The sequence below is a fragment of the Devosia sp. Z11_6 genome (assembly GCF_058133665.1).
Genome location: NZ_JBYUNQ010000003.1, coordinates 534,638 through 554,524 on the forward strand (window position 1 = coordinate 534,638; position 19,887 = coordinate 554,524).

23 protein-coding genes are annotated in these 19,887 nt (G+C 60.8%); 13 read left to right on the top strand and 10 right to left on the bottom strand.

From position 1 onward, the window contains the following. The first annotated feature begins 88 nt into the window (after nucleotides 1-88). From AC3YMN_RS12080 to AC3YMN_RS12115, 8 genes are read left to right on the top strand one after another with little or no spacing between them, the layout of a single operon-like run. On the top strand, nucleotides 89-1,669 hold the full coding sequence (locus tag AC3YMN_RS12080; protein ID WP_489890163.1) for an ABC transporter substrate-binding protein: 1,581 nt from the start codon (nucleotides 89-91) through the stop codon (nucleotides 1,667-1,669). Then, nucleotides 1,669-2,706 (top strand): ABC transporter ATP-binding protein, encoded by a 1,038-nt coding sequence (locus tag AC3YMN_RS12085; protein ID WP_489890164.1) that lies wholly within the window; start codon nucleotides 1,669-1,671, stop codon nucleotides 2,704-2,706. The genes AC3YMN_RS12080 and AC3YMN_RS12085 overlap by 1 nt, the downstream gene beginning before the upstream one ends. Further along, nucleotides 2,703-3,581: an ATP-binding cassette domain-containing protein gene (locus tag AC3YMN_RS12090; RefSeq protein ID WP_489890165.1), complete on the top strand. Its 879-nt coding sequence runs from the start codon at nucleotides 2,703-2,705 to the stop codon at nucleotides 3,579-3,581. The genes AC3YMN_RS12085 and AC3YMN_RS12090 overlap by 4 nt, the downstream gene beginning before the upstream one ends. Further along, nucleotides 3,578-4,300, top strand: a complete 723-nt coding sequence (locus tag AC3YMN_RS12095; protein WP_489890166.1) for a glycerophosphodiester phosphodiesterase — start codon at nucleotides 3,578-3,580, stop codon at nucleotides 4,298-4,300. The genes AC3YMN_RS12090 and AC3YMN_RS12095 overlap by 4 nt, the downstream gene beginning before the upstream one ends. Beyond that, the gene (locus AC3YMN_RS12100; RefSeq protein WP_489890167.1) at nucleotides 4,297-5,733 is read left to right on the top strand and encodes an alkaline phosphatase family protein; all 1,437 of its coding nucleotides are present in this window, start codon (nucleotides 4,297-4,299) and stop codon (nucleotides 5,731-5,733) included. The genes AC3YMN_RS12095 and AC3YMN_RS12100 overlap by 4 nt, the downstream gene beginning before the upstream one ends. Next, nucleotides 5,721-6,668 carry an ABC transporter permease gene (locus AC3YMN_RS12105; RefSeq protein ID WP_489890168.1) on the top strand — a complete coding sequence of 316 codons (948 nt, stop codon included), beginning with the start codon at nucleotides 5,721-5,723 and terminating at the stop codon, nucleotides 6,666-6,668. Before AC3YMN_RS12100 ends, AC3YMN_RS12105 begins: the two co-directional genes overlap by 13 nt. Next, nucleotides 6,665-7,570: an ABC transporter permease gene (locus AC3YMN_RS12110; RefSeq protein ID WP_489890169.1), complete on the top strand. Its 906-nt coding sequence runs from the start codon at nucleotides 6,665-6,667 to the stop codon at nucleotides 7,568-7,570. The genes AC3YMN_RS12105 and AC3YMN_RS12110 overlap by 4 nt, the downstream gene beginning before the upstream one ends. After that, nucleotides 7,567-8,346 carry an HAD-IIA family hydrolase gene (locus AC3YMN_RS12115; RefSeq protein ID WP_489890170.1) on the top strand — a complete coding sequence of 260 codons (780 nt, stop codon included), beginning with the start codon at nucleotides 7,567-7,569 and terminating at the stop codon, nucleotides 8,344-8,346. The genes AC3YMN_RS12110 and AC3YMN_RS12115 overlap by 4 nt, the downstream gene beginning before the upstream one ends. 210 nt (nucleotides 8,347-8,556) lie before the next feature. Here AC3YMN_RS12115 and AC3YMN_RS12120 read toward each other — a convergent pair whose 3' ends face one another. The 4 genes from AC3YMN_RS12120 to AC3YMN_RS12135 form a co-directional block, all read right to left on the bottom strand. Next, entirely contained in the window at nucleotides 8,557-8,880 is a 324-nt protein-coding gene (locus AC3YMN_RS12120) for a hypothetical protein (RefSeq protein ID WP_489890171.1), read from the bottom strand. Nucleotides 8,881-9,285: 405 nt separating this feature from the next. After that, entirely contained in the window at nucleotides 9,286-9,612 is a 327-nt protein-coding gene (locus AC3YMN_RS12125) for a hypothetical protein (protein ID WP_489890172.1), read from the bottom strand. Continuing rightward, the gene (locus AC3YMN_RS12130; protein ID WP_489890173.1) at nucleotides 9,609-10,889 is read right to left on the bottom strand and encodes a site-specific DNA-methyltransferase; all 1,281 of its coding nucleotides are present in this window, start codon (nucleotides 10,887-10,889) and stop codon (nucleotides 9,609-9,611) included. The genes AC3YMN_RS12125 and AC3YMN_RS12130 overlap by 4 nt, the downstream gene beginning before the upstream one ends. A 280-nt stretch (nucleotides 10,890-11,169) precedes the next feature. Continuing rightward, nucleotides 11,170-11,970 (bottom strand): hypothetical protein, encoded by an 801-nt coding sequence (locus AC3YMN_RS12135; RefSeq protein WP_489890174.1) that lies wholly within the window; start codon nucleotides 11,968-11,970, stop codon nucleotides 11,170-11,172. Between the two features lie 235 nt (nucleotides 11,971-12,205). On the opposite strand from AC3YMN_RS12135, the gene AC3YMN_RS12140 reads away from it, so the two are divergent. From AC3YMN_RS12140 to AC3YMN_RS12150, 3 genes are all read left to right on the top strand, one after another. Next, nucleotides 12,206-12,964, top strand: a complete 759-nt coding sequence (locus AC3YMN_RS12140) for a TIGR02391 family protein (RefSeq protein WP_489890175.1) — start codon at nucleotides 12,206-12,208, stop codon at nucleotides 12,962-12,964. A 924-nt stretch (nucleotides 12,965-13,888) separates the two neighbouring features. Continuing rightward, nucleotides 13,889-14,356, top strand: a complete 468-nt coding sequence (locus tag AC3YMN_RS12145) for an acyltransferase (protein ID WP_489890176.1) — start codon at nucleotides 13,889-13,891, stop codon at nucleotides 14,354-14,356. 531 nt (nucleotides 14,357-14,887) lie between these two features. Further along, nucleotides 14,888-15,268, top strand: coding sequence for a Rap1a/Tai family immunity protein (locus AC3YMN_RS12150; protein ID WP_489890177.1), 381 nt, complete (start codon nucleotides 14,888-14,890; stop codon nucleotides 15,266-15,268). A 31-nt stretch (nucleotides 15,269-15,299) separates the two neighbouring features. Here the strand turns inward: AC3YMN_RS12150 and AC3YMN_RS12155 are convergent, their stop codons facing one another. Continuing rightward, complete coding sequence (locus AC3YMN_RS12155; RefSeq protein ID WP_489890178.1) at nucleotides 15,300-15,437, bottom strand: hypothetical protein; 138 nt, start codon at nucleotides 15,435-15,437, stop codon at nucleotides 15,300-15,302. Between the two features lie 564 nt (nucleotides 15,438-16,001). On the opposite strand from AC3YMN_RS12155, the gene AC3YMN_RS12160 reads away from it, so the two are divergent. Then, on the top strand, nucleotides 16,002-16,163 hold the full coding sequence (locus AC3YMN_RS12160; RefSeq protein WP_489890204.1) for a BA14K family protein: 162 nt from the start codon (nucleotides 16,002-16,004) through the stop codon (nucleotides 16,161-16,163). Nucleotides 16,164-16,372: 209 nt separating this feature from the next. Continuing rightward, the gene (locus AC3YMN_RS12165) at nucleotides 16,373-16,510 is read left to right on the top strand and encodes an excalibur calcium-binding domain-containing protein (RefSeq protein ID WP_489890205.1); all 138 of its coding nucleotides are present in this window, start codon (nucleotides 16,373-16,375) and stop codon (nucleotides 16,508-16,510) included. Between the two features lie 68 nt (nucleotides 16,511-16,578). Here AC3YMN_RS12165 and AC3YMN_RS12170 read toward each other — a convergent pair whose 3' ends face one another. The 5 genes from AC3YMN_RS12170 to AC3YMN_RS12190 all read right to left on the bottom strand — a co-directional run bounded on the left by AC3YMN_RS12170 (nucleotide 16,579) and on the right by AC3YMN_RS12190 (nucleotide 19,657). Next, nucleotides 16,579-16,977, bottom strand: coding sequence for a hypothetical protein (locus tag AC3YMN_RS12170; RefSeq protein WP_489890179.1), 399 nt, complete (start codon nucleotides 16,975-16,977; stop codon nucleotides 16,579-16,581). Nucleotides 16,978-17,372: 395 nt separating this feature from the next. Then, nucleotides 17,373-18,557 carry an AAA family ATPase gene (locus AC3YMN_RS12175; protein ID WP_489890180.1) on the bottom strand — a complete coding sequence of 395 codons (1,185 nt, stop codon included), beginning with the start codon at nucleotides 18,555-18,557 and terminating at the stop codon, nucleotides 17,373-17,375. Beyond that, nucleotides 18,554-19,138: a hypothetical protein gene (locus AC3YMN_RS12180; protein ID WP_489890181.1), complete on the bottom strand. Its 585-nt coding sequence runs from the start codon at nucleotides 19,136-19,138 to the stop codon at nucleotides 18,554-18,556. Before AC3YMN_RS12180 ends, AC3YMN_RS12175 begins: the two co-directional genes overlap by 4 nt. Beyond that, a complete protein-coding gene (locus AC3YMN_RS12185; protein WP_489890182.1) occupies nucleotides 19,135-19,452 on the bottom strand; it encodes a hypothetical protein in 318 nt (105 codons plus the stop codon). Before AC3YMN_RS12185 ends, AC3YMN_RS12180 begins: the two co-directional genes overlap by 4 nt. Next, a complete protein-coding gene (locus AC3YMN_RS12190; protein WP_489890183.1) occupies nucleotides 19,445-19,657 on the bottom strand; it encodes a helix-turn-helix transcriptional regulator in 213 nt (70 codons plus the stop codon). Before AC3YMN_RS12190 ends, AC3YMN_RS12185 begins: the two co-directional genes overlap by 8 nt. Between the last annotated feature and the right edge of the window lie 230 nt (nucleotides 19,658-19,887).

Here is a 19,887-nt window from a genome sequence, read left to right on the forward strand (position 1 = left end):
TTTAGCCGAACTGACACATTGTTGTCGTCCAGCTGTCAGACAGCTGCCTTAGCTACCCCGCAATCACAATCGCAGTCGGGGCCACTCCATGACCAGATCCGCTTTTTTCAGCAAGACCCTGATGGGTGCAACCACGGCGCTCTTGCTCGCCACGACATCAACGCTCGCCATTGCTCAGGACCGCCCCGATCTCGTGGTCGGCGTTGCAGACCTGCCGGCAACGCTGGAGCCCGGCAAGGAGCTCTCCAATGTCGGCACGCGCGTTAATTACAGTGTCTTCGATACCCTGATCCGCCGTGATTTCCTCTCGGCTGAAGGCGGCGGCGGTTCCGTGCTGGTTCCAGGCCTCGCAACTGAATGGACCCATCTCGACGAGCTGACCCTGGAGGTCAAGCTGCGCGACGACGTGACCTTCCATAACGGTGCACCCCTGACCGCCGAGGACGTCGTCTTCACCTTCTCGCCCGGACGCCTCTCGGGTGAAAATGCCGTACTGCCCGAAGGCCCGGCGTACTTCTCGGTTCTCGCCGAGGTCAAGGCGATCGACGAGCACACCGTTCACTTCATCACCAAGGCGCCGGATCCGCTGCTCGAGCACCGCATTTCTTCTTGGGCCTCCTGGATCGTCAACAAGGCCGATTGGGAAGAGAAGGCTGCCAAGGACGGCGGCGTTCCCATGTTCCCCGTGGGCACCGGCCCATACATGCTGGACGAATACAAGGCCGACGAATCCATTCGCCTCGTTGCCTTTGACGATTATTTCGGCGGCACGCCAACTGCGGCTTCCGTCACCTTCCGCGAGATTCCCGAGCCCTCCACCCGCGTTGCCGGTCTGGTCTCGGGCGAATTCGACATCATCACCAATGTCGCGCCAGACCAGATCCCGCAGATCAATGGTTATGAGGATATCGAGACCCGCTCGGTTGTTCTCGCCAATTCGCACGTGCTGACCTATGGCACGCAGGACCCGGTGATCAAGGATGCCCGCATCCGCCAGGCCATGAACCTGGCCATCGACCGCCAGTTGCTCAACGAAGCCCTCTGGGGCGGCCAGGCGGTGGTGCCGAATGGCCACCAGTATCCCGAGTTCGGCGACATGTATAATCCAGACCACAAGGGTCTTGAATATAACCCTGAGCGCGCCAAGGAGCTGCTGGCCGAAGCCGGTTATGATGGCGGTCTGATCAAGTATACCACGCAGCCCAACTATTATCTCAACGCCCTGCCGGCCGCCCAGGCCATTGTCGAAATGTGGAAAGCCGTCGGCCTTAACGTTGAGCTCAATGTGGTTGAAAGCATGTCCGGCCTCGACATGGCAGCCCTTCAGGTCCGCACTTGGTCCAACTCCACCCGCTACCCCGATCCGGTCGGCGGTCTGTGGAATTTGTGGGGTGCGTTCGGTGGTCCGCAGCGTGGCACTGGCAGCTGGGCCGGCACGGAGAACCTCGAGCGCTTCAACGAACTCGGCCGCATCATCGAAAGCACGGTTGATCTTGAAACTCGCCGGCCGGCCGCATTCGAAATGCTGAAAATCTGGGAGACCGACGCGCCCGGCACCATCCTCTACCAGCCGCTCGAAACCTATGGCGTGTCCAAGAACATCAACTGGCAGCCCTATACTTTCTACTACATGGACCTGCGTCCCTATAACCTCAGCTTCAACGACTAATGGTCACGCTCTTCAACACCAGGGAAGGCGGCAAAATTGCTGCCTCCCCGCCGGTTCCCGTCGCCATCGGTTCGGTTCCCGTTCTTGAGGTCTCGCGCCTCAGCGTTCATGCCGGCCCTAATGCGCTGGTTGAAGACGTGAGCCTATCGGTCCGCGCCGGAGAGACGCTGTGCCTCGTGGGCGAGAGCGGCTGTGGCAAGAGCCTCACCTGCATGTCGATGCTGGGCCTACTCGATGATAATCTCCGGATGGCTGGCTCGGTCCGGCTGTTTGGCACCGAGACGATCGGCGAGACCGAGAGCGTGCTCAACAATCTGCGCGGCAGCGACGTCGCCATGATTTTTCAAAACCCCATGGTCTCGCTCAATCCGGTGCAGCGCGTTGGCGCTCAAATTGCCGAAGCCATTGTCGAACATACGCCGTTGCGCGGCGGCGCCGTCGACCGGCGCGTGGTGGAACTGCTCGACCAGGTGGGCATTCCCAATGTCGCTCGCAACAGGAATTATTATCCCCACCAGCTCTCCGGCGGCATGTGCCAACGCGTCATGATCGCCATGGCGCTGGCCTGCAAGCCCAGGCTGCTCATCGCCGATGAGCCGACCACCGCGCTTGACGTCACTATCCAGGCCCAGATCCTGCGCCTGTTGCGCGACCTGCAGGTCGAGCTCGGCCTTGGCATCGTGCTAGTCACCCATGACCTCGGCGTCGTGGCTGAAATCGCCGATCATGTCGCGGTCATGTATGCCGGCCGCGTGGTCGAAACAGCGCCGGTCGACGACCTGTTCGAGGATCCGCGCCACCCCTATACCCGCGCGCTCATGGCCAGCCGCCTCGGCTTTGGCCGCCAGCCAGGCACGCCGCTCGATACCATCGGCGGCACGGTGCCGTCCCCGTCGGCGCGACCCGTCGGCTGCAACTTCGCCCCGCGCTGCCCCATGGCCCGCGAGATATGCACCAAGGATCCGCAACTATTCCGCCGGGGCGACCGCGCTGCCGCGTGCCACTTTTCCGGCTTTGAAGCCGGGAGCGCCGCATGACCAATACGAAAAAAAATGGCGTCGTCGCCACCAATCTCGTGCAGGCCTATTCCTCAGGCCGCAAGCTCTGGGGCAAGGCGGATGAATTCCGTGCGGTCGATCGCGTCAGCCTCACTATTGCCGAGGGCGAAACCCTTGGCATTGTGGGGGAAAGCGGCAGTGGCAAATCCACGCTAGGGCGCATGATTGCTGGCATCGAAGCGCCCAGCAGCGGCACGGTTTCCTTCTGGGGCGAGCACTATGCCCGGGTCGGCACGTCGCAATGGCGCCGCCAGCGTCGCCATGTGCAGGTCGTGTTCCAGAACCCGGCTGCCGTGGTCGATCCGCGCTGGTCAATCCATGCTCAAGTGCGCGAGGCCCTCACCACTCACGAAACGTTCGCCCCATCCGAAGCCAATGATCGCGCCCAGTCCATGCTGGACATGGTCGGCCTGGGCACCATGGGCAAGCGCCTGCCGCACCAGTTGTCGGGTGGCCAGTTGCAGCGCGCAGTGATCGCCCGTGCCCTGGTGCTCAATCCGCGCCTCGTCATCTGCGACGAAGCAGTTAGCGCGCTTGACGTTTCGGTGCAGGCCCAGATCATCAATCTTCTGCTGGAGCTGCGCGAGAAGCTCAATCTCTCGCTGATGTTCATCAGCCATGACCTGTCGGTGGTCCGCCACATCAGCCACCGCGTCGGCGTCATGCATGCCGGGGAACTGCTCGAGATCGGCGACAGCGGCACGCTCTTCGACAATCCGCAGCACGACTATACCCGCCGCCTGCTCGCAGCCATTCCCCCCGATAGCCCGCGCCAGCGCCGCCAACGGGACATGAGTGCCTTTGGCGGCTGCAGCACCGTTCCCGCCCAATCCAAGTTTCCGGTCCAGTCATGAAGATCATCGCGCATCGTGGCGACAGCGCCAACTTCCCCGAAAACACCCCCGAGAGCTGGGAAGCCGCCTATCGCAATGGCGCCTTCGCCATCGAGGCCGATGTCCGCCTCTCCAGCGATGGTTTCTGCATTTGCGCCCATGATGCCAATCTGCAGCGTCTGTTCGGCCGCCCGGAGCGTCCCGAGGAGCTCGCGCTTGCTGAATTGCTCGAGCTTAAGAATGCCGCGGGTGGCCGCATCGTCATGCTTGCAGATGTCCTGCAGCATGCTGGCACCAATGGGCGTGTGCTGCTCGATATCAAGGACGAGACACCGCGCGCGCTCGAAGCCATCTGGGCAGTTATTGTCGAGACGATTCCTGTCCCCCGACGCCCTCTGGTGACCGCCGGCTGCCACACGCTAGAGGCGGTGCGGTTCTTTGCTGCCAGGGAAGAGGCCGGCATTCTGGGATTTATTCCATCACCCGACGAGGCCGAGGCTTTTTTTCATGCCGGCGCGGGCATCATCCGTTTCTGGGAGCGCGACGTCACCCCAGAGCGGGTCGCCCTGCTCCAGGCCCTGGGCGCCGAGGTCTGGGTTACCGCCGGCGGCCGCGGCACCGCCTACGACGGTGGCGACAGCTCGCCCGGAAATCTTGCCGCGCTGGTGAAAGCTGGCGTGAGCGGCGTCTTGGTCAACGACGTGACCCTGACCCGTGCCGCCATGGAGAGCATGCAATGACCACCGGATCGACCCTGCTTCTGTGCTTTGACGGACTGCGCCGCGATCGCGTGACGCCATCACTCATGCCCAATCTATTCCGCTTCATGGCCGAGGGCAGCAATTTCCTCCATTCCCGCTCTATCTTCCCGAGCGAGACCCGCGTGGCCGTCACCTCCACCATGACCGGCAATCCGCCCGGCGCCCACGGGGTGGTCGCCAACCAGTTTATACACGCCGTTCGCCCCAACGATCTTTTCCGCACCTCCGAATGGGAAGATCTTGAACTGGCCGCCCAGGCCGGGCAGTTGCTCGATCGCCAAACCATGGGCGAGCGCATGGCTGCCGCCGGGCGCACCATGGCCGTGGTCAGCACGGCCACCAAGGGCGCCTCGCGCATGATGAATTCCAGTGCTCATGCCCTAGGTCAGCCGGTTTTTTCCGTGCATGGCATGCCAGTCTCGACCCCGGATGTGCATGAGGCCGTGGTCGCGCAACTCGGTGATATTCCTCCGGCGGGTGCCCCAAACGGCGCGCGTGTTACCTATGCCACTACCGCGCTGCTCAAGGTTATCTATCCGCGCCATCAGCCAGACTTCTGCATCTTCTGGATGAACGAGCCCGATACCAGCTCGCACAAGTTCGGGGTGCTCGGTGCTGAAACCGAAGCCGCCCAGCGTATGGCCGACGACAATTTCGCCCGAATCCTGGCCTGGTGGCAGGCGGGCAACGGCCCCGAAAACCTAGTTGTTATGTCCGACCATGGCCAGGTCACCGGTCATGCCCAGCTCGACACCCTCGACATTATCCCGGCCGAATTTGGCAGCGCCTCGATCGGCTCATTCAGCGGCATCTACCTACATGACACCTCCGACGCCCGTAAGGCGGACATTGTCGACTGGCTGGTGCGGCAGGATTTCTGCGGCCTGGTGTTTGCCTCGGATGCTGAACGGAAAGCGATTGCCGGCGCGTTGCCCTGGTCCGCCGTGCGCAACGACCATCCGCGTGGCGCCGATGTTGGCTTCACTCTTAAGGCGACCAATAGTTCGCAACACTATGGAGCCGATGAAGATGGCTGCATCTTTGCCGCATGGATCACCCCAGGTGGCGGCATGCATGGCGGCCTCAACCGAGGCGAACTCTCAACGGTGCTGGCTGCCCAGGGCCCAGCTTATCGCAAACGGTTCCAGTCGGACGTGCCCTGCTGGCTGCCTGACATCATCCCCACCATCCTCACCACAATGGGTCTGTCCACCGAGGGTGCCGAAGGCCGCCCGATGGTCGAGGCGCTGGCAGGCACTGATCCGCGCTTTGGCATCGCCCCTGCTGTCGAAACCCGCGTGCTCCGTGCCAGCCTCAACGGCCACGAGCAATATCTGCGGCAATGGGTGATCGAGGGCAGGACCATTGTCGATTGCGGCTGGACCGAGGGCACGGGGGCATGGGTCAAGTGAACCTGCACTTCTTCCTCACCAAGCTACTTCGCGGGGCGATGACGCTGCTGCTGGCGGTGACTTTCGTCTTTATCGTGCTGCGCGCCTCAGGCGATCCTGCACAGATGATGCTTTCCGACGAAGCCTCGCCTGACGCAATAGCCGCCTTCCGCCAGCGCTGGGGGCTCGACGGCTCCTACATTGAGCAATATCTCACCTATCTTTCGGCCATTGTTCAGGGCGATTTCGGCGACAGCTTTCGCGATGGCAGACCGGCTTTGCAGGTGGTCATGGAACGTGTGCCCGTCACCTTGCAACTGGGTGTTACTGCCCTGCTCATCACCCTCCTGATCGGCATTCCGGCGGGCATTCTCGCCGCGCTACATCGTGGCCAATGGCTCGACCATGCGGCCATGAGCTTCACCATTTTCGGGCAGAGCGTCCCTAATTTTTTCCTCGGCATCATCCTAATCCTTGTCTTCTCCATGACGCTGCGCTGGCTGCCGAGCTCTGGCACCGGCAGTTCCTGGCACCTTGTCATGCCGGCGCTGACCCTAGCCACCGCGGCAGCGGCCACCGTGGCGCGTTTCACACGATCATCCATGCTCGACGTGCTGCACCAGCCTTTTATGCGCACGGCCAAGGCCAAGGGCATTCCGCATGACCGGCGGGTACTGCGCCATGCCCTGCCCAACGCTGCTATCCCGGTGGTGACCGTCGTCGGCATGCGCATCGGCGGCCTCATTGGCGGCGCCGTCACGATCGAGACCGTCTTTGCTTGGCCGGGCGTCGGCATGCTCCTGGTGAATTCGGTCAACCAGCGCGACCTCGCAGTCGTTCAAGCCGTGGTGCTGCTGATCGCGCTCACCATGGTCGTGGTCAATCTCCTCGTAGATTTCACCTATGGCTGGCTCGACCCTCGTATTGAACTGCACAGCCAGAAAGCCACGGCATGAGCAGCGTCGACCTTTCCTCCCAAGTGCCCGCCCTGCGCCGCCATGGCTGGCTGACCCGCATCTGGAAATCGCGGCCGCCACTGGTCATCGGGCTTTGCCTGGGTTGGCTCACCCTCGTGATCGCCGCCGCACTGTTTGCCGAATTCCTCGCGCCGTTCGGCTTTGCCGAACAAAGTCTGCTCAAGCGCCTCAAGCCGCCTTCGGTCATGGGCGGGCCGGCGGAGAATCTCTTCGGCACGGACAATCTGGGCCGCGACGTCCTTAGTCGCGTCATCTATGCTATGCGCACCAGCATACTCATCGCCATCATGGCGACCGTAATTGGCGCCACGGTGGGCACCGCGCTGGGCATTATCGCGGCCCATTTCCGTGGCTGGGTTGACGACATCATCATGATGCTGGTCGATTTCCAGGCTTCGGTGCCCTTCCTGATCGTCGCGCTTGCCGTGCTCGCGTTCTTCGGCAACAATTTCCTGCTGCTGATCATCCTCATCGGGCTTTTCGGGTGGGATGGCTATGCCCGCATTGCCCGCGGTCTCGTGCTCTCGACCAATGGCCAGGGCTATGCCTTCGCTATCCGCACGCTGGGTGTTCACCCGGCAAAGGTCTATCTGCGTCACGTCCTGCCCAATATGCTGGGCGTCATCATGGTGCAGATCACCCTCAACTTCCCCGAAATTATCCTGCTCGAAACCTCGCTCTCATTCCTTGGCCTGGGCGTCCAGCCGCCCGGCACCAGCCTCGGGCTCCTGCTGGGCGAGGGTCGCAACTACTTGACCACGGCGTGGTGGATGGGCATCCCAGCGGGAATGGTCATCTTTCTCACTACGCTGGCGATAAGCCTTGTCGGCGATTGGCTGCGCGACATGCTTGACCCAAATCTAGGAACCAAAGGCGAATGAGCATGACCACGCAGCGGCTCGGCTCGATTGACGAGCTTACCTTTTCCGCTGTCCTGTCCGATCTCGATGGTGTCGTCTATCGCGGCGAGGACGCCATACCGGGTGCCGTTGATCGGTTTAGGCGGTGGCAGGATGCCGGCATTCCCTATTGCTTTGTCACCAACAATGCTGAAAAGGCGCCGGACGCCTTTGCTGACAAAATCCGCGGTCTCGGCATTGCCTGTGAGGCCGAGCAGGTCGTGACCTCGGGCGACGTGGCGCTGGACTACGTGCGCAGCCATTATGCCCTAGGCAGCGGCGTCTATGTGATCGGCACGGCATCTTTCAGGGACCGCGTGCACGCGGCCGGTTACGAGTTAGTGGAGACCGCCGCCGCCGCCGTCCTCGTCGCCCTCGACCGCAATTTCAACTATGCCATGATGACAACGGCTCTGGGCAACGTACTAAGCGGTGCGCATCTCATCGGCACCAATCCCGATCTCATCCGCCCCTTGGCCGATGGTTTCGAGCCTGGAGCTGGCGCCAGCACGCAGTCCATTGCGGCGGCCTCCGGCACCACGCCCATTTTCATGGGCAAGCCTGACCCGACCATCATCCGTGCCGCCATGGCCCGCTTGGGCGTAGAGCCTGCGCAGGCCATTATGATCGGCGACAAGCTCGATACCGATATCCTCGCGGGGCAGCGAGCAGGCGTCACTTCGATCTTTATGGAAACAGGTGTCCCGCTAGACAGCCGCAGCCCCGTGACGCCGGAATACATCCTGGCCTCTCTTTGAGGAGGAATGAACAGGCGGAATCTGGCTGCCAAGCGCCCTAATTCAGCCGTTGAGGTGAGCCTTAACCTTTCCCGAAAGCCGACATCTGGGTTAGCGCTTGCGGACGTCCAATTTGGGGTGGAATGCAGACTGGCAGGTTTCGGTTGTGATGGCATTCGTACCGGAAGTGGGAATGCTGCTCCGGAACCTAGGACGGTGCCAACCCGAGTGTCATGGCTTGCGGGCGCCAGCCGCTTTCCAGAATTTCGTCTTCTCTATCACGTAGCCTGACGGAAAAATCGCCACCCAGAAGTAGAAGGCGTTGATGTAAGACGCGATATTGCTCGGACCATCTGCGCTCCTGCCCAGTACAGCAGGTAGTAGAAAGGCCGTAACGAGTGGCACAAACGGCAGAAAACTCGCCACCAGACCTAGCACAATGCGACGCCTATCCGATCTTTCTGCACGACGAAAAAATGACGTAAGAAGCACGCAGTAACCTACTACGCCCACCGAAATCCCGATGTAAGTTTCCGCAATCAACTGCTCCCTCATAGCGCAGGGTAGCTCCTATCCGCACATACTTTCGCCGGAGCTGGTCTCAGCAGGATCGACGTACCCAGATGATGAGTGCGGACGGTGCTGATGTCCACCTATGTGATTTGAACTTCGATGCTGACAATGCGCATCTCACCTATCTCAAGCGCCGCTGAGGTTCCAATGGGTGGCCGATGCAATCGGCTAGGCTGCTTTCAGGAGTAAGCTCGATACCTTCAACCGTCCGGAATGGGTCGGGAGTTGCCTTTGACCAAACTGCTGCTGAACGGCAGCTATGTCAGCTCCATATCCTTGCAGCGGACCGACCGCTACCGGCCCATTCGGACCTTGGGGAGCTTCAGTTGGCTGCTTCGTCCGGTGCCGCCCTACCCTCGCGATAGTACCGGGGTGGCTCCGGCACTTTCAGCAGGTCACGCCACTTTGAAGAGCCTGTGCCCGCCTGTTGCGCGGCCTGTAATCGAGCCTCCTTCTTACCCAAGGGCTGTTCTCGCGCTGGTGGTTGCTGCTCGACCCAGCCGAAGCAATGCGGAGGAGGTTCTGTGCGAGTTGCGCTTCGAGCTTGGCATGGCCAACCTCCAGCTCAGTTCCGAAGTGCTTGCGTAGCGTCTTGGGGTCGATTGTCAGCAGCTTGGCAATGCGCTCTTCCGGAATAGCCCAGCCTGCCATCATCTCGACCAGGCGCCGGTCCTTATCCGTAGGCTCATAAGCTGGGCGGCCACGCGTGGTCATGGGGCGAGCTCTGGTGCTTTGGTCGTGATGCCGCGTTCAGCTGCTACCTCGGAAAATGTCCCGCCGCCGTCCAGTACCGCTTGCTTGCCGGTGAATGCCTGCCAGCGCAGCACCGCAACGTCGACGTATTCGGGCGAAAGCTCTACCGCATAGCAGCGGCGGTTCTCGATCTCCGCAGCAATGATCGTGGTGCCCGATCCACTGAATGGCTCGTACACCGCATCACCAAGCTTGCTGTTGCTCTGGATGGGCCGGCGCATGCACTCAACAGGTTTCTGCGTAGAGTGGCTGGTGTCCTGGTCCTCGGCTGCACCATCGATGGCCCAGATGGTGGTCTGATCCCGAGCCCCTTGCCAGTGCCCCTGCCTGCCTTCCCGAACTGCGTACCAGCAGGGTTCATGCTGCCAATGATAGTGCCCGCGGCTTAGCACCAGGCGTGGCTTGGCCCAAATGATCTGCGAGCGCAAGAAGAACCCTGATGCCAGGAGACTCTCGGCCACGGTGGTAGCGTAGATGCCGGCATGCCAGACATAGGCGACTTCGCCGGGGAACAGAGCCCAAGCTTCGCGCCAGTCTGCTCGGTGATCGTTCTCGACCTTGCCCAGCCGCTCGGTGGTAGACACCCCTGCCCGGTTACGCCACTCGCGGTCATAGTCCACGCCATAAGGTGGGTCCGTGACCATCAAGTGCGGCTTGGTGTCCGCCAGCAGTCGAGCAACGGTGTCTGGATCCGTGCTGTCGCCGCAGATGATGCGATGATCGCCCAGGATCCATAGATCGCCAGGGCGGCTCACCGGCTGCTCGGGGACAGCCGGGACGTGGTCGGCGTCACCCTCCACTACCTCGGGCAAGAGCTTGCCAAGCTCCGCCTGAGAGAACCCCGTGAGCGGCAGGTCAAAGCCGAGATCCCCTAGGTCGGCTAGTTCACTCCTGAGCAGGTCCTCGTCCCAGCCCGCATCCAGTGCCAGGCGATTGTCAGCGAGAACATAGGCGCGCCGCTGGGCTTCGGTCCAGCAAAAGGCGACCATCACCGGCACCTCTGCGAACCCAAGCTTCTTGGCGGCAAGCACGCGCCCGTGTCCAGCAATGATGCTACCGCTCTCATCGATCAGCACGGGATTGGTCCAGCCCCACTCCCGGATGGCGGAAGCGATCTTGCTGATCTGGGCAGGGCTATGGGTGCGGGCGTTGCGCGCATACGGCACGAGCTCTGCAACAGGGCGGCGCTCGACGCGATCGGCAGGCCAGGCAGCGGTTGTAGGGCTTTGATCTATCATGTTCAGAGTCTAGCACCTGAGCTAAACCCATGTAAGGAAGACATTATTGCTAAGATGTGCGCCTGGCTGCGCAGAACATGTGCGAGGCAGGGTGAAGTGACCAGCAAGACGACATTCCCAATGACTGAGGTGTGAGCGTCATCTAGCCGTGCCCGCTTCCGCGCCATGCAAGCCGTTGAACAAAGGGAGGCAACTGGTGCGGAATCTTGGTTATGCATCGACCTCTTCCGACCCCCTCGTGCCCGTTTTCGGTCGAAATGCTCAACCTATGCAGCCGCCGTTAGGGACCGCCTGGCGGGGTCGCATCGTCGGGCCGGCCGCCCATGCCCATCCCCATGCCTCCGCCACCGCCGCCGCCTCCGCCAGCACCACCGGCACCGCCTCCGCCACCTTCGCGGCCACCGCTGCCCTGCTGACCACCACCCCTGCCTCGTCCGCCAGTGCTGGCCGGTCGGGTCGGGCCCTGCATGGGGATCTGCAGGTCAGCCGGAATTGCAGACAGGTCGAGCGCCTGGCGAATGAAATTGCGTAGCGACACCACGAGCTCATCGGTATGGATCTGATTGCCGGCCACGAGGTCACGCGCCGCCTTCTCGGCCAGCCGAACATGCTCGTCAGTGCCCAGCAGGATTATGTCGGACAGCGCCGCTTCCACCGCGTCACGCATCTGGCGAACGCGTTCGAACATCTCGTCGCTCATGGTGCGCGGCACGACCGCCTCTCCGCCCTGCTCGGCCGCCACCTTTTCCGCCGCTCGGATATCGCGAAGGTGCCGCGGCTCGACCGAGAGCCTTCCGGTAAACGAGCCGCCTAGCACCTTGTAGGCCGCCATCAAGGTTTTGAGGCGCTCGTTGATCTGCCGGTTCTGCCGCTGCTGGCGCTGCTGGATCGTGGTCATCATCACCAGCCGAACCCCAATGCCCACCAGCGCAAACAGCGCGATGCCGACCAGGGTGGTTAAGACACTCTCCCAAGAACTGAAATCAAAACTGCGCAAACCATTCTCCTGCAATTGGCCGCAGAGTGCCATGCGAGGCGGGTCGGCGCAAAGCACATCGGGATCGTCATCTGGCGGGGTCACTCTGCGAGCGGCCCAGCGGTCGCCGAGTTAGCCATTTGTAGTTGGTCATTTGCCGTGCTTTTAAGAAAGCAATGAGCCAGGCGTTCCACCGGCCTAGAGCCTCGCGCGCGTTTTTTATAGGCGGGAAAAAATCTGTGCGTGAGGGGGACGCGGGTCCAGACGGCGAGGGCCTTGGGGACTTTCGGATACCCCCCTCCTGTGTGATCATCTGACGCTGTCTCAGGATGAGAGAACGATGCGAGAGTTGCCTGTTGCTATCTCTGACGTGGACGCCCTGCTCCATCTAGAGCCAGAGGAACTCGGCGCTAAGCTCTTGTTTCTTGTTCGTGCACGGCTTCAGGCGGGCCATCTGCATCAGGGCATGTTTAACCCGCAAAATCTGATGTCCGAACTCGGGCATTTGCATTCGGGCCCCGATTACCCACCGGATCGAGAGAACGAGGTGAAGCAGGTTCTCATCGAAGCGTGGGCCTGGCTTGAGGCTCAGGGCCTTATCGTGCCAGCGGTGGGGTCCAACGGCGGCAATGGATGGCGGATACTGTCTCGCAGATCGAAGCGCTTTGCCGATGAGGGAGAGTTCGAAGCCTTTGCGGTCGCGAGAACCTTACCTCGCGAAGCGTTGCATACGGCCATCAGGGAACCGGTCTGGCTTGCCTTCATGCGCGGTGAGTTCGACGTCGCAGTATTCTTGGCCACCAAGGCCGTGGAAGTGAGCGTCAAAGCGCGCGTGAAGGATCTACCGGGGTTTGAAAAAGCCTTAGGTGTCGACCTGATGCGGCGATCGTTCAACCCCGACAACGGTCCCTTGGCAGATTTAGACGCTCCGCATGCGGAGCGGCAAGGTAGGGCCGACCTATTTTCAGGTCTGATAGGGACGTTTAAGAACCCTCAGTCTCATCGAGACGTGAACCTTGCTGACCCCATTGAAGCAATGGAAGTCATTATGCTGGCTAACCGTCTGCTCCGCTTAGTGGATAAACGCCCACTGAATTGAGAAGCGATTTTGCCGTCGATCTCCGTTCTTGTGCTTGCGCCTCGCTGTCGTGCCATTCCTTGGACACGGCCTCGAGGTTGTTGGTGTCCCAGAATAGTTGCTCGTCGCCCTATGCGGCACCTTGTGGTGGACCACTGGGCTATCGGGTGCATCGGCCCTGCCAGTGAGGATCACGCCTGTGTGCTGGCAGGTGTAGAGATCGCGGGCGAGTACCTCTTGGCGTAGAAGCTGCCACCGAGCGCTCTTGTACCACTGGCGGTAGGCGTTGAGGCTGGCCTGTGGCTGGGCTCTGTCCCTTGTCTCCCGCTGCGAATGGATGCGCGGGGGCATGGTGGCAACGAGGGGGCGCAGAGTCTTGAGCTTAGCCATCTACCCACGCCACCAGGATATGCTCACAGCCAAGCATCACAGCAGCAATTGCCTCGTGCCGCCCGTCGATGACCCAGAACCGTTCGCCTCGCCACTCGCCACGGGGGCAAGGCCATGGCTGGGCCGGGGCACATGACATGCGGCGCTGCATTGCGCGCTCAACATCGCCCACAGCCATGCAGGCCAGAGCGATCTGCTCTATCGACACATAGTCGGTAATGACCTTGGCGCCGGGAGGGACAACCATGCTGCGGTCTTCGGCTACTCGAAGGGGCACACTGTCTCCCCTCCATTCTGGGCCAGCCATGAAAGGCTCCTATGCCGATATGAAAAACCCACACCAGGCGGGGTGGCGGGCCCAGTTGATGTGAGGGCTGGGGGTGGGTTGATCCCAACTAGGGCAACTGCGAAGCGCTCATTACAGTGCTGGGGCTGAACTCACCCGGAGCGACAATGCTACTGCCTTGGACATTCCACAAAGCTATCGCACACGCCAGAGGGTGGTTCGGCTCTTGGGTATGGAAGTTGAGCGGCGCTCAGGTTCGAAGCCACCCGGTGATCTTTGGTAAGAGCCCATCGATTTCCGGCGGGCCTTGTATTTCCCTTGGTGAGCGGCTGCAGTTGCGCGGCTTTGAACGCGGGATCACCATCCGATCGCTCGGGGGCGCGAGGATCACAATTGGTAACCGCGTGCTGCTGAATAGCGGCGTTACGATTGAAGCGAGTGCAGGAGTTACCATAGGCGACTATTGCCTGATCAGCGATGGCGTTCAGATCCACGACTTCAGCTACCATGAGGTGGATGAGGGCGCGGGCGCCTCAGAAGGACAGATAACCATCGGGAGAAACGTATGGCTAGGTCGGGATGTGCTGGTATTCCCTGGCGTCGCTATCGGTGACCACAGTGTAATTAGCGCCAGGTCGATTGTGACTAAATCCATTCCATCCAAATCATTCGCTGCAGGGGTACCAGCAGAAGTGAAGCGCCAAATAGAGGCGTCGGAGGGATTTAGACGAAAGTAAGCGCATTTAAGGGAGCGGTACTCGATCCACTTGGAGAAGCGTATCCAGCTCCTTAGCCAATGCCGGGCAACGCCCCATTCTGGTAGGGCGGCGCTCCGTGCGCTGCGGAGGAGTCGAGCGGCCCGGATCTATTGCAAAGGATGCTGGAGGGTGGCCGTCCGCTCGATGGGGGTGCGACGAGTAGCTGTCGAGTAAGCGTCGAGTAGTTACAGACCCGCCATTGATCGCGAGTGGGGTCCCCACCTGCAGATGACGACTTCGCAGAGACGTCTGCGCGCGTTAACAGCTAGGAACGAACCCCAACCGGGGACCTGAATTGATACGGGCTAGGCCACTCGCTACCCATCCCGGCTTGGCATGGATGGTTCGGCGGTATTGGCATCCATGGTAGCGGCACTACCCGATGCTCCCGCTCCCATCATCCTCGCCTCACGGGCCAAAGCCTTGTTCGCCTGCCGGTTCGATTTCAGAGATCACCCGTTTGGGTGTCGTGCACTTTTCAACCAATGATGTCACCCGACAGACGGATTTATGTTCCGCTTCACAGAGACAGGCGCTAGGAACCGCGCTTCTGTGGAGAAGACTATGAAAACGAGGCTTGTGTGTGCCTGCCTGCTGCTGAGCATATTGACCGGGCCGGCAACGGCCCAGCAGGGCGGCTTTACATTGGGCAGCGACCTTTACGAAGATTGCCTGGTAGTCCCGTTAGCCTGTTTAAATTATGTGACCGGCGTCGTTGATGGCGTTCTCGCCCTTGAGGCGATGGAACTCTGCCTCCCTGACAACGTGACGATCGGCCAAATGACCGACGTGGCACAGAAGTACCTTGAAGAGAACCCAGACCTCCCCCACTACACCGCGGCGTCCGCAGTCCTTGTCGCCATAAGAGACGCATTCCCCTGTAAGGAGTGAAGCGGTCAAGCAGCCCGACGGCTCTGTCACATTATTCGCGCAGTGCCGTTAGCCGCTTGGGCGAATCATTGCTGATCCACGCGACAGTGACTGCAGCAGGCTCGATCAGCTTTGCCGCTGCACATAAGGCTTGATGAGCGTTCAGCTTTGCATATTCGGTGAACTGCATAAGCCGTCCGCTCGATGGGGTCACGCATAGGGAATGGCGGTTTGCTTTGGGCATTGATCCGATATGCATAGATGTTGGGACTGATGCAGCCCGCCGGTTGAAGGCATTCGGGGCTGTAAGCCTCGGACGATATTGGTACCGAGTGCATGTCATCCGCTAACCGCCTGGCCTTCCCTAAGGTGGCCTACTTACCAATTTGTAATGAGTTTATCTAAACCAATCCCGAACTGGCCCGTTTACGTCTGCCAATGAATAGGATTGTTGAATATGAAGAAACTTGCCTCACTCGCTTGCGCCGCTGTCGTCAGCATCACGAGCCTAGGAGCCATGATGCCGGTGAACGCTGCCCCCTTCAATGCTAGCGGTGCAGAGCTCGTCCTCGTTCAGCACCGTCAGTCAAGTGACCGGGATCATCGTGGTTTCGAGCGCCGCGGTAATGGCGCCTACTACAATGGGCAGCGCGGTCAGCGGGAACGCCGGTCGGGCTGGCGTCAGCACAACGGTTACTGGTTCCCACCGGAAGCATTTGCAGCTGGTATCATCGGCGGCATTATCGGTGGCGCTATCAACAGCCAAAACGGCAACAACGGCCGGGGCGAGGTAAGAGTCTCACAGCAGCATGTCGACTGGTGCAAGGGGAAGTACCGGTCTTATCGCTCGTCCGATAATACCTTTCAGCCGAACAGGGGCCCCCGCCAAAGCTGCGTGTCACCCTACACTCGCTAAGCTCTAGCGCTCACGTGTGGCGGCGCTGTTTGGCGCCGCCTGAATCTAAAAACCCGCCCGGTTAGGACGGGAATTTCGAGTGGGCGCGGGATCAGTTGGTCTCCGCCGGACGCACCTGATCAAAGCAACTTGCAATAATTGACTCTCCTGCACACGGCTGCCACCGTGCTGTCGGAGGAATAAACGTGAATACGATTCAAGCTGTGCTTATGAGTACCCCAAGCCGCTGGGATTGCTCAGACTTCAGTTCACAAGAAGAGGCTCAAGCCTTTTACGAGCGCAACGGCCCTGGCGACCCTCACAGGTTGGACCGCGACAAAGACGGTATCGCCTGGGAACGCAATTGACTCGCGCAGAGCCCCGGACCTGCATCCGTCATGAACTTCACAAGCTGGCGGCGCCGGACTCTTAACACTCACTCCGAAAGCGAGTTGGGAGCTGGCTGAGTTTGCTCTGGTGGCTTGTAGTCGGGTGGCCTGTTGAAGCGCTTAACCTTTTCCGGCGCCTCTCTACATGTTTTCTCGGTTACCTGCGGGGCCGCATAGTCAGCAAACTCCTGAGCCTTCTGCAGAACTGACGCCGGAGACATATCGAAAGACCGGGCCAGCATTTGAATATCCGCGTCGAACCGGGCAGGATCATACCTGACACCGCAGATGCGTTGGGCATTTATCAAGTAGCCCACGCTCAAAAAGATCAAATCTTGGCCGCTGACACTGTTCGGCTGACTAAATGGCGATTGCTGGGCCTGAGCCGGCAACACCATCAATAGGAGAGCAGCGGCCGCAAATGAGCACCTAAGTCTCGCGTTCATACTTCCCGTTCTCATCCCAGCTTAAAAACAAGCGTGCTACCAATTTTAGCTGTTGAGACAGACAAACAAAAGGCCCGTCGAGGCGAACCCTAAGCCGAACGCGAAATGCCCGGGGGCTTGCGATTGGCCCCGTGGTCCGGCGAGTAATACTCCGAACCCGTCAGCTTTTGGTGCCGGTTTCAGCTCCGCCTCTGAATATCATAGGCACTAAGCTGACCTGCGCGGCCTGATGCTGTATACGCATGCGCCCACCCTCAAAGAGGGCGCAACGCGTATAGGGGGTATGGGGGTGCGGAAGAACAGGGGGTAAGCAGGGGTTCGCAGGGGAGTAAGCAGGATGTGCGGCAGGGGGTAACGCACCCGTTCTGCAGGGGGTAAAGCAGGGGGTAAGTAGGTCAATCATGCTGCCCATCCCCTCTGCTAAACACCACGATGTCGGTCTGCTTGGATGGAGGCCCCGGAGACTTCGCAACCCGGATCTTACCTGCCGTAAATAGGCGGTTCATCGCCGCTTCTAGCCCCCTTTTAGTGATCCCTTCTGCTCCGGCATGTTTGGCAAAGTACGATGGCGCACAGGTGGGTGCGGCAGGCGTTGGGCTGACTCGCCTTCCCTCTGCTTCGAACCGAGCCAATAGGCTGAGGAATATCTGATCGGCCGTGTTCTCCGCCGACATCTGCGCAAGCGAACTGATTGCCGGCTGGGCTTTGGCTTCGAGTACACCATCCACCCATCTGAGCGCGATCTCACCGCCAACTCTCCCATAGTTCGCCTTCACAGTCCTAAGCACCCGGGCGTCTGGATCGGGTTCAAACACTTTGTTGTCGTCTTTGGTTATCACCCGCTCCAGATAGAGGCGGCTGCGCACGCTGTTGTTCCAGGCGGTGTTGCCGCTGGAGCCGCTCCCATTGGCCATGCCGCTCAAGGACGGATGGGCCAGCAGGACGATCGTGGTGTGGTGCTTTATGGCCCAGCCGCGAAGAAGACCAACGAACTGGCGCGCCTGCGCCCGCTGGTTCTCCTCACCACCAAACAGATCTGCCAGGGTGTCCAGGACAACTAGGGCCGGCTGCTCCTCCTTGATGGCCTCCTCAATGGATTCGAACAGCAGCGTGGTGGTCAGCACATTGCTGCCCGGCTTGGGCGCGGCCAGCAGAGCATCCTCACCAGCCAAGGGAACAATGTGGAGATCGTCCAGACGCGTTAAGGGCACCCCTGCCCTTTCGGCAATAGCAACAATGCGGCGGTGCAGTTCGTCCAGATCGTCTTCAGCACTGAGATAAATGCAGGGACCCTGCGCCACCTCCCGACCGATCCAAGGCGTGTTACTGGTGGTGGCAAGAGCCAGCTGGGTGATCAGCAGCGATTTGCCGGTGCCCCCATCGCCATTGACGATGGTGACCGTGCCGGCAGGAATAAGCTCCTGCACGTGCCAGCGCCGGACCGGCAGCTCCATGCGATCAAAGACACTCGCCCGCACCAGATCGACGAACCGCTTCTGCGACTGGCTCGTACCAGGCGAACGCCACGTCCCAGCATCGAAGCCGAAATTGCCAGACGGGGAGAACGGCAGGTCACTCATGCCGCTCTCGCTTGCTCCGGGATACAGATGATCTTGCGCTCATCCACAACGCTGCGGACCAGTTCCAGCAGGTGTCGCCGATGTCGCTCATCCTTGCCCGCGATCGTACCATCAATGTCGAAGAGGAAGCGGGCAGCGAGATGGGGTACCACCACCGCAGCACCACGACAGCCCGATTGCAGCCACTCCAGTGGCGTGCGGTGCATTTGTAGCGCCTTGCCGCCGAAATAGGTGGATGGATTCACCGCGTCCCAGAGCCCTAGCACCGGAGCCCGGCCGAACATGCTCAGCACGGTGGTCGGGCGAGTCACCGGCCAGGCCACCAGGTCCACAACACTCTCGCCGTCCTCTCCCAGAGCCTCGCAGATGAAGGCCTCAACGAGTTCCCCAAGGGCTTCGAAGTCGAAGTGCCCACCGCCGCAGTCCACGACGGGCAACATACCGGTGGCCCCGGCAAAGCCATTGATCCGGGCCAGCTGCAGCCCATTCTGACGGACGTAGTGGACGTATTTGGGGGGAGCCCAGGCGCGCTCGTAGAACTCCTCGCGAGCGGCAAGCAGGGCATGATCAATGCTCATCATCGTTCGCCCTCCCCGGCTAGGTGGTCGAGCACGGCACCGGCAATGCTATGGGGCGTGCCGCTGATCTCTGTTCGGCCGACGGCACCTTGCAGCACCGCTACTGGTACCTGGTACTGAATGGCAATGGAGACCAGCACCGCCACATCGTGCACGAGGTGCGAGACCTCACTACCGATGCGCGGACCATCAATGAAGACCTCGCCAATCTGGCCCTCGGCATAGTAGCCGGCAGTCAGGTTGTAGGGCGCACCATTGTGCCAGAACACCAGGATGGTGCAGGAGCGACGATCGGGGAGACGGTGTCGGTCAACCACGGCGGTCAGCCTCCGCCTGCATGGTGGCGCGATAGCCATCGGCCTCGAACTTCTCGACATCAACCAACCGGTAGACGACGCGCTTGCCAATCTTGGTGTAGCTGGGGCCCTCCCCAACCCAGCGCCACCGCTCTAAAGTGCGGTGCGACAACTTCCAGCGACGGGCCAGCTGGATCTGATCGATAAAGAGGTCTTCGTTCTTCATGTGCTTTCTCCCAGGCATGATTGCCTGCGAGAACCAGCAAATCACAGCGTGGGAGTTCGTGCGGTGGGCCCCGGTGTGGGACGGGGTGGGACGCGGAGTGGGCCTGGGGTGGGCCGGGTGTGGGCGAGCGTGGGACGGGGTGGGACGCGGAGTTGGTCTGCCCCCACAGAAGTGGTCCTTTTTGAAGTATGGGAAGCTCCCATTTTGAAAGGATACGCAGATGCCCAGGA